This is a genomic window from Spirosoma panaciterrae DSM 21099 (genome assembly GCF_000374025.1).
Classification (GTDB): Bacteria; Bacteroidota; Bacteroidia; order Cytophagales; family Spirosomataceae; genus Spirosoma; species Spirosoma panaciterrae.
The window spans coordinates 90,453-103,542 of record NZ_KB893206.1 but is presented as its reverse complement, the minus strand read 5'-3'; the positions used below and the strand labels follow the sequence as shown (position 1 = coordinate 103,542).

The window sequence follows — 13,090 nt, the reverse complement described above, 5'->3', positions numbered from 1 at the left end:
CAATCATTCAATCACTCTATCATTCAATCATTGAACACATGGAAGAATCCCTCTATAACTTTTACAATCTGTTTGTTAACAGCGCCTTGCTGGAAGATCTGTACCAGGAAGAACTGTTGTCGCCCCTCACCCTGACGGCCATTGGTATTGCCTTTGTGGTAGCGGTTGCGTTCTACATCTGGCCATTCAACAAAGTGAGTTTCAGCGGTATGGGCAACTGGCTATTGATGATGGGCGTCAGCTCACTACTGCTGTTCATCATTTCGCTGGTCACCTGCTATCAGAAAGAAGGGCAGGAAATTCCCCGCGACGAAGCCGACCCCAACCAGGGCAATCTCTTCGATCAGGGCATTAGCGTCTTCCTGAGTTATGCCTTCGAAATGGCTTTGCTGACGGCCGTTATTTTCTTCATTATTTCGATGGTGATGAAAAATTTCAGTAAAAATGCCAAACACCGGCCCATGTTGTGGCCTTCAAAATAACCCACATGTAGAGATGCCATACCTGGCGTCTCATGACCGAATGGTTTTGGGTTAGTCCTTTCAATGGCTGACGCACAGGAGACGCCAGGTATGGCATCTCTACGAAAAAATAAAAATATGGCTAAACTATTTGTCTTTGCTATTGGCGGAACGGGCTCGCGGGTGCTTAAGGCGCTCACATTTCTGCTGGCCTCTGGCGTGAAGCTGAACAATACAGACGAGGTGATCCCGATTGTTCTCGATCCCCATGCCACAAACGATGACCTCCTGCGAACCAAGGATTTACTTCGTGAATACGGAAACATCCGGGCAAATCTGCAAACCAAACCGACATCGGGTTTTTTCAGTACCGAAATCAAAACACTGAACCGCTCCATCGGGGGTAACGCGACCATTGCCGATACCTACGTCTTTGAACTTCAGGGGGTTCAACAGGAAAAATTCCGGGATTATATCAACTACGAGGGGCTCGATGCCCCTGCCAAAGCCTTTGCCAGTCTGCTGTTTTCAGAAGAAAACCTGGAAACCAAAATGGACATCGGTTTCGTCGGGAATCCAAACATCGGCAGTACGGTTCTGAATCAGTTTCGGTATTCCGATGTGTTCCAGGCATTTGCCGAAAACTTTGGCGCCAACGACCGCATTTTTATCGTTAGCTCCATCTTTGGCGGAACGGGCGCGGCTGGTTTCCCAATCCTGCTGAAGAACATCCGGGGAGCCCAGGCCATCGGGCAAATTCCGAATCCGGCTTTCCTCCGTGATGCCAAAATCGGAGCCGTTACGGTGATGCCGTATTTCAGCCTGACCACCAACGAGAACAAACTGATCGACCCGGCTTCGTTCATCGCCAAAACCAAAGCGGCTCTGAACTACTACCAGAAAGGGGTGAATCCGTCGGTCAACACGCTCTACTACATCGGCGACGACCAGACGAAAGCCTATACCTACGATCCGGGTGCGGGTGGGCAGAAAAACGAAGCCCATTTTGTCGAAATGGCGTCGGCGCTGGCCATTGTCGATTTCATGAACACCGACGACAGCAGTCTGGCCGTCAGCAACGGTCGCCCCGTAAATCCGGTATTCAAAGAATTTGGTATCGAGCAGGATGGCATCAGTATTCAGTTGGGTCACCTTGCCGCACCGACCAAGCAACAAATCAACCTACCGTTGTCGAAAATGGCGCTGTTCAGTACATACCTGAGTCAGCGGCTTCGGCAGGCAGCCGGTACAGTACAATGGTCAAAAGCGAACCCAACCATTTCGTCATCATTCCTGAACTCGTCGTTTTTCAACAGCGTCAAAAATTTCGACGCGGCTTTCCGGCAATGGCTTTCCGAAATGCGGGAGAATAAGCGGTCGTTTGAGCCGTTTTTGCTCGATGCAGCCAACCTCGGCCATACCGTGCGCGGTTTCGAACCCAAAAAACGGGGCATCTTTGGCGGAGAGTCTGACGTAAAACTGGACATTGTGGACGACTTTGATCAGACACTCAACAAAACCGCCGAAGGCAAAGCCTACGGCAGCGAAGCCGATAAATTTATACAACTATTTTCGGAAGCGACCGACCAGTTCGTCCGCGAAAAACTCCCGAAGGTAATGGACTATTAACGAGTTGGTCAAATTTTGTCAGGGTTTGTCAAGAGTAGTCAGGTATTGTTTTTTTCTGTATTCGACTACTCTTGACCAATCCTGACTCTACCTGACTACTTTCTGACTAGTAAAGATGCCAACCACATTCAGTTTACATAACCCCGTACCGGGTCTGCATTGGTACGTGAGCAAGCCCTTCGGTACCGACCAGATTGCGGCCATCCGTGACCCTCAGGGTGGGCAGACCGTAAAACAACCGACCTCTATTCCGAGTCCGTTTGCCCGAATGGATCTGGTGCGGTCGGCCTTTCTAAACCTGGCCCTTCGTCCCGACCTCATGGGTACGGTAAACGACCAGCGTATTGTGTCCGATGCCCTCGACGTGGGTGAGCTGTTTTTCAATTACGACAAGCTCAAAACCTATATTACCATTACCCCCTTCGACATTCGTACCGATCTGGAACGGCTGCGTCAATCCATCAACCAGGGACATAAGCGGCTGGGCGATGCGCTGAAACTGTTTCTGGATCAGGATGCTGCCGAATACAATTTCGGTGATATTCACCGCCTGTTTGTCCTCAACTATCGCGGGCGCGTTGTAGGAGGAACTTCGCCCAAAACGTTGTTTTTCAGTTCGGGAAATGACCTGAGTTGGGTGGATGTGTCGATGGGGAATGATCGACTGTTCGATGCGTCGGTTTGCCCACTGTATCAGCGGGATATTGAGTATCAGAAGTTCTGGTACGCCATCAAACAGTTCATGCCCAACTTCCGCGACCGTTTCCGCGAGGTCGACGATTACCTCAACCGGAGTCGGGCCCTGTTGCAGCAACACAATCCGGCTCTGTTCTATGAACACATCGAGTCACACAATGGGCAACCGTTGCTGACACGCGAAAAATTTGAGCAGGATTTTGACGAACTGACCACCGGGCCGGGCGATATTGTCGAAGTGCTGGGTTTCCCACTCCGCAAGAAAAAGTCCGATTCGAGAGCCATTAGCCAGGTCAGCGATTTCATCATCCGGTCGGATAAGTACGCACGGCTGAATCCGAACCTACCGCGACCGATGGCCCTACAGAACCGCTTTTTCCGGCAGTTTACGTACGTGCCGCAAACCCTGTGGAACTCGAATACGGTGGTGCCCTATTATGCACGTGAATCCTGGCGCGAGAATCAGCGGCCTTTACCCGGCCAGCCGGGCAACTACCCCTGGCTTACGGTCAGCGATTTTCTGGAACCCTACCTGATTCGGCTTCCCTTCCCGACCGACCGGGGCCGTTTCTTCGATGGAAATCTGCAAACACCGGCTACCGATAAGGGCTTTTTGCTGCCCCTGAAAAAAGATTTCTTCGATTTCTTTAATGTCGAAGACCTGCTGACGGGCCGCGTTCGGATCAAAATGACCCCACAGGGTAGCGGCATCAACGTCACGCTCGACATTCCGGTTACCGCCCCCAGCCAGCCTGGTAATCAGTTCATCACTTTTGAGCGACTGTACAATTCAACAGTCGGAGGAGCCAGCGCCCCCAACGAAGCCACGAATGAAGGCATCATTGTCGAAAACTCATTTACGGTCAACATTTATCCGTTCGTGCGTTCGGGTGCCGTCACCGTTCCGGCCGATTATCGGGTTCAGCTAATCGAATCAGGCTTCGACAGCCAAAACCAGTACGAGTTAACTTATTTCAGCGAACGGGCCAATGCTGAAGTGGCCATCGAGTCGAAACACCAGCGTACCGTTCGTCAGCAAAATACCGATGGGTCGAGCGTGTATTATGTGCTGCGCGAAGAGTTCGACTACCTGCAAGCGCATATCCGGGGGGATGGCCGGGAAATGAACGGTGTTCTGATTCCACGCTGGCAGCAATACAGCGGGGGCAGCAAGCAATTCGAATTTTCGGTCGATTTTGGAACCACCAACACGCACGTCGAGTACAAAGTGGATGGGGGCTCACCCCGACCGTTCGATGTGGCCGAACTGACCCCACAAGTCGCTACCCTCGTGAATCCGGCCCAATACAATCCAGCCCTGTTTGAGTTGTTTTTACTCTACGATCTGGAGTTTGTACCACCAACCATTGGTCCTGGCAAGCCGGATAATTTTCCGACACGTACCGCTATTGCCGAGCCGATGAACCTGAGCTACAACCAGCAAACCCAGGCATTAGCTGATTTCAATATTCCGTTTTATGTAGAACGCCAGCCAGCAGGTTCCAACCGCATCACGACCAACCTGAAATGGGCGAAAAACAGCGACCAGACCGAACGGCGCGTCGAAGCTTTTCTGGAAGAGTTGCTGATGCTCATTAAGAATAAAGTGCTGACCGAAGGCGGCAATCTGGCCCAGACCACGGTGTACTGGTTCTTCCCGGCCAGTATGACGCCCGGTCGGGTGAGCCAGCTTCGGGCCGACTGGCAAACCTTATACGACCGCTACATCGGTGGTGCTCCCGGCCGACTCCGCGAAGTATCGGAATCGGTAGCCCCGTTCTACTATTACAAACAAAATCCAACCCTGAGCGCATCGGCCCGGCCTGTGATCAACGTCGACATTGGTGGGGGCACATCGGATGTGGTGGTGTACGAACGCAATGAACCCCGGTTGCTAACCTCGTTCCGGTTTGCCGGGAACGCCATCTACGGCGATGCGTTCAGCGAATACGGAGCCGCCAGCCACAACGGGTTTATTCGCAAATATGCCGACCGGATTCAAACGCTGCTGGACAGCCAGAGCCTGGGTAACCTCAGCGACAACAACCGCCGGATTCTGGATACGAATCGGTCGGAGGACATTATGGCGTTCTGGTTCTCGATTGAGAAAAGCAACGACGTAAAAGCCAAAAGTATGCTGTCGTTCAACGGGATGCTGGCCAAAGATGAAGACCTGAAGGTTGTGTTCGTCCTGTTTTACACGGCACTGCTTTACCACATTGCCCGCTTGATGAAACACCGGGGTATCAATCTGCCGGGAGCCATCACCTTTAGCGGCACAGGCTCTAAACTACTGACCATCATCAGCTCCGACGATCAGATGCTGGGTAAACTGGCGCGGGTCATTTTCGAGAAAGTCTATGACCAGCCGTATGATGCCAGTGGCCTGACGCTCTTCTACGAACGTAAAGGTCCTAAAGAGGTTACCTGCAAAGGGGCTCTGATGCAACCTACCAACAACCGTCCGGTCGATACCGAAGCCATTAGCTATGTATACCCGGCCACGTTCGACGACCAATACCCAGAACTGACCTACGCGGATCTGCGCAAACCCGACGTGATCGACTCGTTGCTGAAGGAAACAAACGCATTTATTGATTTCTTCTTTGCGATTAATCAGCAATTCAGCTTCGTTCGGAATCTGAACGTTTCGGCCCGTTCGCTGGTGGTGGCTCAGCAGGAGTTGCGAACGCATCTGGATACCTCGCTCATGGATGGCATCCAGCGGAAAGAAGGCGACCTGATGGCCGAATACAGTGGCATGACCGACGCCCTGGGGGCTCCCATTGAAGAAACGCTGTTTTTCTACCCACTGATCGGGGCAATCAATAAACTGGCCAATGCGTTAGCGTAATGTTTGTAAGTTATTATACAACGATTCACAGAGATAAAGGAGGCTCACAGAGCCTGGAAATAGCGCTGTGAATCTCTTCTCTCTCCGTGAGTCTCTGTGTAATAGCCAAATCGATAAGCCACAACCTTTTATGCAAAAACTCTTTTTTTTCATACTGGGCTTAGTAAGCACCTCAGCCTTCGCTCAGACGACCAATCAGGCGGCTGTCGATACGCTGACAAAGGAAGTAGCCAAAGCAGTATTTGGCAAAATAAGTCAGGATCGAGGGCAGACCAAGGCGCAGGAGATTTACGACCAGCTTATCGACTGTGGCGACGGATGCGACCCCCAGACGGTTATCCGGTCTGTGGGCGGATGGGATGCCGTAGGGGTAAAAATGCAGGAACTGAGTGAGTTAAAAAACACGGCGAAATTCAACGCCATGTCGTCGGCCGAGGCCAATGATGCCATTCGGAAGCAGTTGATTCAGTTTTACACACGTTACAAAACCGACAACAACTACGGCAAACCATTAAGTCCCGCCGTCCAACTGGGGATTATCCAGAAAATTGATGCGCTACTGCCTCCCTCTACCGAATCGGCTGAACCAACGACTACAGCCAACCCAACACCCACCGACGGGCCAACTGACCAGGTCGTAGAAGGAGACAGCACTACTGTTGATCCGACGCTCTACCGAATGAGCCAGCTAGAGCGACAACTGAAAGAGAAAGAAGAAAAAGACCTTTGGATGATGATACTAACTGCATTGGGCGGCCTGGTGCTGGGTGGAGGAGCGGTTTACCTGTTGCTTTATCGGTCTGCCCAAGCCGAAATCGACGCTTTACAGGCCGAAAACAACCGATTACGCAATTCTCTGGAAAACGCCCAACGCGCCAGGTCAGGCAATGATGTCAACGCAATCCGATCGGCAGATCGTCAGAAAGCAGCTCAATATGACGCTCTTGTTGCCGAACTGGGTGGAGAAAACCCGCTGACCGCCATTCGGCAACTTAGGCAACAGCCGGTACGAAAAGCCGAAAATCGACCTACCCTGCGCACTGACGAACCGGCGGTTGACCCCATCGCTAGTCGCCCCATTGAGCCGGAACCCATGCAGGTACAAACCTCTCTGCCCCCATTAACTCCGCTTGAACCGCTGCCATCCCTGAACCGCTCGGAAGTTTTTTATTTCCCCCCACCCGACCCAGCCGGACAATTTGATCTGAGTCAGAAATCGCCTGTACTCTCACCCGAATCTGCTTATCGCTTCAGTGTGAACGCCGATAATCCGACTGTGGCCACGTTCCGATTTGAAGCCGATCCGGGTCGGGTAGCCCGGTTCATGACCTATCGGAATTACATGATCGAACCCGCCTGCGACAGTGAAAATAGCTACAGTGCCAGTCATACCCGAATCACAATGCGTCGGGATGGCGAAGCCACTCTCGAAAACGGTGTCTGGCGGGTAAAAACCAAAGCGTTGATTCGCTATGAGTAATTGTGCTTTATAAGCTAAGTTTTCTGTCATTCCGACCGGGACGCGTAGTCGAAGGAGGAATGACAGAAAAACTAAATAACTCAGTTTACGCTGTACTTATCCGATCTAGCTTACGCGTTATTTTACAATCTTCAGATCGTCCACCACATGCCCGTCTTTGTCATACGCCGTGTAGATCAGCGTTTTGCCGTTGATCGTCATGTGTTGATAAAACGGGCCTCTTTTATACCGGACCTGTGCATAATCGGCATCCGGCCAGACCTCATGCTCACTGGGTATCCCAATCGAAATGGTATAAATCGTACCCTTCGCTGATGAGGCTACCGGCTTTTCGGCAAACATGGGTTTCGTTCGCTGGTAGTAATGCACATGACCGCTCATGACCATATCGACGTGGTATTCATCAAATAGCCGACACCACTCCCGGCGAATATCCCTGTAATCTTCCTCAAAATTGTAGGGGGGAAAGTGAAAAAACGCGAATTTCCAGTCGGCTTTCGAGCGGGCAAGCTGCTCTCGTATCCAGGCCGTTTGAGCCTCAATGGGCGAGGTAGCATCAATCATCAAAAAGAGCGCATTCTGGTAGGTAAAGGCATACGTTTGCTCGGTGGGTACATCCGAACGGGTAGGCCCATTTTGGGGTAGGCTGAACATTTCCTGGTACATCCAGGCTCCCAACCCATCCTGGCTATCGTGGTTTCCGGGAATCGGCATCAGTGGTTTATAGCGAAAAATATCGCCCGAATGCTGCCAAAGCTCATCCCATTCGTCCCGATGCAATCCCGTACTGACCAGATCTCCGGCTATGGAATAAAACGCCACATCGGGATGCCGCTCCAGTGTTTTTCGGGCCATTGTTCCCCAGTCGGGCGACTTATGCGTATCGCCAAACCAGATAAACGAAAACCCATCGGTCGTGGCCGACTGTGTACGGAATGTGGCCGGAACCGACCAGCTGCCCGTTTTGGAGCCGACACGATACCCATACGCAGTACCTGCTTTCAGGCCGGAAAGTTGGGCCGTAAACCGATTGATGTACCGATCATTCTGCAGCAACCGATCTTCCATCCGAAAAGCCGTTGCCTGTTTCGACAGCGTATCCGTTGTTCCCGTTTTCCAGTATTGTACCCAGCCATCCTCGACTGAGGGAGCCGTTCGCCATTGAATAGCCTGCGTTGTCGCGGGGTCATCACTCCACGTCAGCAAAACCTGATCGGGGCGCTTCTGCGAAGGTGCGACGGTTTTCCGAAGTGCTCCAACCAGATGAGCCTCTCTGGCCCGGCCCCGAATGGTCTGAAACAACATCTGCCCGCGTAGCGATTCCGGCACTTCGGTAAGCGTCAGATCGCTCCAGTCGTGGTAGGTAAACGCACCGACCCGCAGCGTATCGAGTGTTTGACTGGCTGGATAAACGTTCGTGATGGTCAACTTGTCGCCTGGTTTTTGTGGGCCAACGCTGATAAAGTATACCGGACGGTGCTTATCGAACCCATTAATGCCAAGCTGTACCGTTCCGGGCTGAACGGCTTTTTGCCATACCTCGTAGGTATATTCTTCATTTTTTACGACCAGAGTCGTTTTCTGAAAACCACTCCCGTTCAGCCAGAAGGGTATCACTTTCTGGTTCTGATCGCGCATCAACGAAACCACGGCGGGTACGTCGACATCGAACGTCAGGTACTTGGTAGCCAATACTTCCTTCTCCGATTCGGTCAGAAACTGAAGGATATAAGCCTGGCTGATCGTGTCCAGTTGTTCTGGTTTGTGCGTCTCGTAAAGCCGGGTAACTGCCTTATCTACAACCTCCTTAACAGAGGTCGGAGCCGATTTCCGGCCCATTTTACAAGCAAAAAGCCCAACACTAATTAACCCAAACAGGCCAACGTAAAACCAACGACAGTTCATAAATGCGTACATAGCCATTCAGGGATGAATGCTATAACTGGGTGAGTGGCTATTGCTTATACTACTTCCCGACCTATAGGAAGTACTACTTTTCCGAGCTTAAATCAGGCTTTCGGTTTGCTAAGAGGCAAAGTAGTTAGGACTAACTATTTCATGACGGAATGTTTGCCTATAACATTGTGGCTCATTAAATGTCCACGAATAAACCAGAGAAACACGTTATGATTCGCTCGTCCCAAATCAATTTCCTCGTTATCTGTAGCATCTTCTCGATCATTTTTCTTAGTTGCAATAGCAATGATGGAATACCAGATAGTCCACCGTCGGAATTAAAAGGAACCTATAACGGCAATGCGACGAATAAAGCCAACAGCAGTGATCAAAAACCGTTGAGCATGACCATTACCAGCACCGACAATCCAATTGCGGGCACGTACAAGCTAAATGGAACTTCAGGCAAACTAACAGGTTCTGTTCTGGGCATGATTTTGAGTATGACCTTAAAACCGGATGCCAGTGGCACTACCTATAATTTTTCGGGAACGTCGGATAACAATGCCAGCATAAGCGGCACTATGACGGGCGTGGAGTCTACATCAAATGTGACCTATACCGTACTGGTGAAAAAATAGTGTATTCGCCCCTTCTGTTTTCCTACTCGCTGTTTTTCGGATGATTCCCCTGGACTTTTTTGCAGGGGATATTCCATTTATTCATAAGTAAATACGCGAAAAACAGCCGCACTCCCTACCCTGTAGGGCGTTTTTCAACGCCATCACTTTTCCAACCATTCAATTAATCTGACCATTATTGGCGTTTCTAGCGTTACAGTATCAGAGGTGTTTGACAAACTGTATCACGCCAGGGATGAACGCAGTAAAAAGCACAAACGACCTCATCCGGGTTCTGCGGACAATACGCACACCTGAACAACCGTTCTGGACAAATCCAGACCTTTAGTTTGGCACAACCGAATGAGAAAATCAACTGTTAATCAACTAGCTACTCAGCTTCTGGCGGGTAGCTTAGTGCTGTTTCTGGCCATCTATCTATCGGCCTGCTCCGGCTGCTCCCGATCGGGTAGCCACCAACCACGCCGGGCCCGGCATACTACAGCCGCCAGCCAGCCAGACAACACAACGGCACCAGCCTCCACTTCTGCTACCAAACCCGCTCTGACTCAGGTAGGTACAGGCCCCACCGAGGTTCCTATGGTCAAAGAAAAAGGGGTGTACAAGATTCAGGTACTGATCAATGGACATCCCATGAAATTTATTCTGGATACGGGTGCCAGCCTTATCTCTATCTCCTCAACCGAAGCCGAATTTATGGCTAAACAGGGCACTATTTCGGAGGACGATATTGTAGGCCATTCGCGTTTTGAAGATGCCAATGGCGATATTTCGCCGGGTGATATTATCCGCCTGAAATCAGTTCAGATTGGCGACCGGGTGCTCGAAAACGTCAATGCCAACGTAGTTCGTAGTACCAAGGCTCCTTTGCTGCTTGGGCAGTCGGCGTTGTCGAAGTTTGGAAAAATTTCTGTGGATTATCGACGAAATGTCGTGACGTTCGACTGATTTTTGTTGTTTTAAACTATAAATAGTCAGGAATTGTCAGATATAGTCAGAAGTCGTTCGCTAATTGCGAACTAGTTAACAACTTCTGGTTATGGCTGATAATTCCTGACTATTATTTGATCAACATCTGACCCTCCCTGACAAATTTTTATAGACAATGACAGAATCCGAACTGATTGACCGACTTCGAGAAGCCATTGTGCTCGACGGCCCTGATGTTTGGCGAACCAATGGCTATCTTCAGGATGCCCAACGGGCGGGCCTTTCGCTGGCTGATGCGCAAAAACGGGCAACCGACATCAGTCAGGATGTAGCGAACAACAGTCTGCTGTTTCAAAATATACAAGCACGTATTGCCCGGATGGCCCAACCCTCCCGGAGCCAATTCTATGATCAGGATTTGGCCCAGATCGTTAATGCCGCTACGTCACTGAAGCTATCCCCTGATTTCGTCAAGAATCGTTGGGTACCCACGGTATTGAAACGGCTCGCCCCACCCCCTGACCCTACTCCCAAACCAACCGAACAGCCGGTTCCATCGCCACCCGTTACCAGTGCCCCGCCTGTTGTACCGAACGAATTTGACCGACTGATCAATCGGGAGCCGGTCGTCATTGAGCCGAAGGTTATTGACCCTGAGCCCATCCGCTCTACCCTTTCAGCGCCGGTCGTCAACACGCCCGTTCCGCCAGCGCCCGTTGTTGTTGACCCTCCGGTCTATCAAGCGCCATCGGTACCCACCGAACCGGCCCCTATTGTTCGGGCATTTACCGCAACGCCCGCTCGCATCCGTCAGGGGCAAACCGTAACGCTGGAATGGGAGGTTGAGAATCTGCTGGCCGTTACAATCGATGATCTGGGCGAAGGGCTGTCTCCCAAAAATCGAGGTTGGGTAAAACCCTCAAAAAGTACGGATTATACCCTCTTCGATGCCAATGACAATCCGCTGAGCACCGTTCGGGTTGAGGTTATTCCCCGCGACCGCAGTGGTATTTATGGGGTTTTGTTCGCCTTGCTGCTGCTGGCACTCATCTACTGGTTTATCAAAAGCAGCAATTCCCGTCCCGACGAACCACGTCCAAAGTCAAAAACCGAACGGAGTACCTCTTCCATCCCCAACGACCGATCAACCGAAACGCGGTCTTATTCCGACGTTTCTGAGCCAGAAAAAGAAGCCACGTCGACCGAAGCCACAGCTCCCCCAACTGAGAGCCCCGAAGAGCAGACGGTAGCCGCTAATCAGGAAACAAAGGCCGATACCAGGCCTAAAGCTAAACCGACAGATGCAGATATGAATCCGCCGGAGCCCGAATCACAGCCCGCTACCCCCGCCGATGCCCGCCAGGGTAAATATGAAGAGTCTTTTGGCGATAAACCTTTCGACAAAGTAGAACTAGGCGCCGATGAACGAGGCTGGCGACGCGCCCGTAGCCACGGCCGATGGGGATACATCAACGCAGATGACGAATGGGTCATCAAACCCGAATACGAAGCGGTTACGCCTTTCCGGGGCAATACGGCCTCTGTATTCCTCAACGGTCAGCTCCTGACCATCAATCGAAACGGCGAGCAGATTAGAAACTAGGTCGATCTCGCTGGTCGTTACGTCCCAACCTTTCACTGACCATCAATGACTCACTTACATCCCCAGTGTAACGATGAGCTTCTGAAAGGAAGTCCAGTAGCCCGACGAGGTCAGGCCGATTCCGTTTCCGGGAAGCATTTTAAATAAATAGGGACTACTCCGAATCTCCTGCTCATTTATATAAAAATGAAGCTCGTCGCCCTTCCGTCGAACGATGAGTCGATTTCGGTTTTTATCGACAGCTACTCCCGGCATAAAAAAGTCGCCCGGCATATAATCACTGAAGGTTTGCCCATTGGCGATCCGCATAATGGACACTTCACCTTTCCCGTTTAAGGTAAAGGCCGAGTAATTCAGCGAATCTTTGACTCCAAAGAGTATACCGCCCGTTGGTACCTGCCCCGAATCCGCCAATACATCCACTTTAATCGTAAAGTAATCCGCTTTATTGAGGTTGATGTTGCCAGGCAGTTCAACTGCACTAAAGGCCGTTTTCTGTGTGCTGGCATTTCGCTTGCGAATGCTGTAGCGTCCTAAACCAATCTGGTAGTAGTAATCCCCCTGGTTGCCAGCCCGCCAGCCGTTACGATTCGTTGAAAAATCGCCCGTAAACGCAGGCCGAAAGTCAGACCCATCGGTTGTAGATGGTGGAACAGAGGCCGGGGCCACCCGCTCCTTCACCGATTGGGTAGGCAATGCCGACGAGTTGGCCGTGAGCCGGGTTGTTTGTTTGAGCGTCACTTTTTGCCACTCACTGGAGGCTGAATAGGTAGTCGACTTCGGCCGCCGTCCTGCCGACTGCGCCAGACTGGTAGTCGAAATAAGCGCTATAAGGCTCACTGTCAGAATCAAACGCATAAACTAAAGAGCGAAAAAGTGAATGAGCAAACGAGTGAACGC

9 protein-coding genes are annotated in these 13,090 nt (G+C 51.2%); 7 read left to right on the top strand and 2 right to left on the bottom strand.

Annotated features, from left to right (window positions below; genetic code table 11):
- Nucleotides 1-38: 38 nt before the first annotated feature.
- From B153_RS0125280 to B153_RS0125265, 4 genes are all read left to right on the top strand, one after another.
- On the top strand, nt 39-482 hold the full coding sequence (locus tag B153_RS0125280; RefSeq protein ID WP_020599538.1) for a hypothetical protein: 444 nt from the start codon (nt 39-41) through the stop codon (nt 480-482).
- 117 nt (nt 483-599) lie between these two features.
- Entirely contained in the window at nt 600-2,090 is a 1,491-nt protein-coding gene (locus tag B153_RS0125275) for a hypothetical protein (protein WP_020599537.1), read from the top strand.
- Between the two features lie 115 nt (nt 2,091-2,205).
- Nucleotides 2,206-5,640, top strand: a complete 3,435-nt coding sequence (locus tag B153_RS0125270; RefSeq protein WP_020599536.1) for an acetate and sugar kinases/Hsc70/actin family protein — start codon at nt 2,206-2,208, stop codon at nt 5,638-5,640.
- A gap of 130 nt (nt 5,641-5,770) precedes the next feature.
- Entirely contained in the window at nt 5,771-7,120 is a 1,350-nt protein-coding gene (locus tag B153_RS0125265) for a hypothetical protein (protein ID WP_020599535.1), read from the top strand.
- Between the two features lie 117 nt (nt 7,121-7,237).
- On the opposite strand, the gene B153_RS0125260 is transcribed toward B153_RS0125265, so the two are convergent.
- On the bottom strand, nt 7,238-9,025 hold the full coding sequence (locus B153_RS0125260; RefSeq protein WP_169518496.1) for a purple acid phosphatase family protein: 1,788 nt from the start codon (nt 9,023-9,025) through the stop codon (nt 7,238-7,240).
- 221 nt (nt 9,026-9,246) lie between these two features.
- On the opposite strand from B153_RS0125260, the gene B153_RS0125255 reads away from it, so the two are divergent.
- From B153_RS0125255 to B153_RS0125245, 3 genes are all read left to right on the top strand, one after another.
- Nucleotides 9,247-9,657, top strand: a complete 411-nt coding sequence (locus B153_RS0125255) for a hypothetical protein (protein WP_020599533.1) — start codon at nt 9,247-9,249, stop codon at nt 9,655-9,657.
- Between the two features lie 342 nt (nt 9,658-9,999).
- Nucleotides 10,000-10,605 carry a retropepsin-like aspartic protease family protein gene (locus B153_RS0125250; RefSeq protein ID WP_020599532.1) on the top strand — a complete coding sequence of 202 codons (606 nt, stop codon included), beginning with the start codon at nt 10,000-10,002 and terminating at the stop codon, nt 10,603-10,605.
- A 157-nt stretch (nt 10,606-10,762) separates the two neighbouring features.
- Complete coding sequence (locus tag B153_RS0125245) at nt 10,763-12,190, top strand: WG repeat-containing protein (RefSeq protein ID WP_020599531.1); 1,428 nt, start codon at nt 10,763-10,765, stop codon at nt 12,188-12,190.
- 54 nt (nt 12,191-12,244) lie between these two features.
- Here the strand turns inward: B153_RS0125245 and B153_RS0125240 are convergent, their stop codons facing one another.
- Entirely contained in the window at nt 12,245-13,048 is an 804-nt protein-coding gene (locus B153_RS0125240) for a hypothetical protein (RefSeq protein ID WP_020599530.1), read from the bottom strand.
- Nucleotides 13,049-13,090 lie beyond the last annotated feature (42 nt).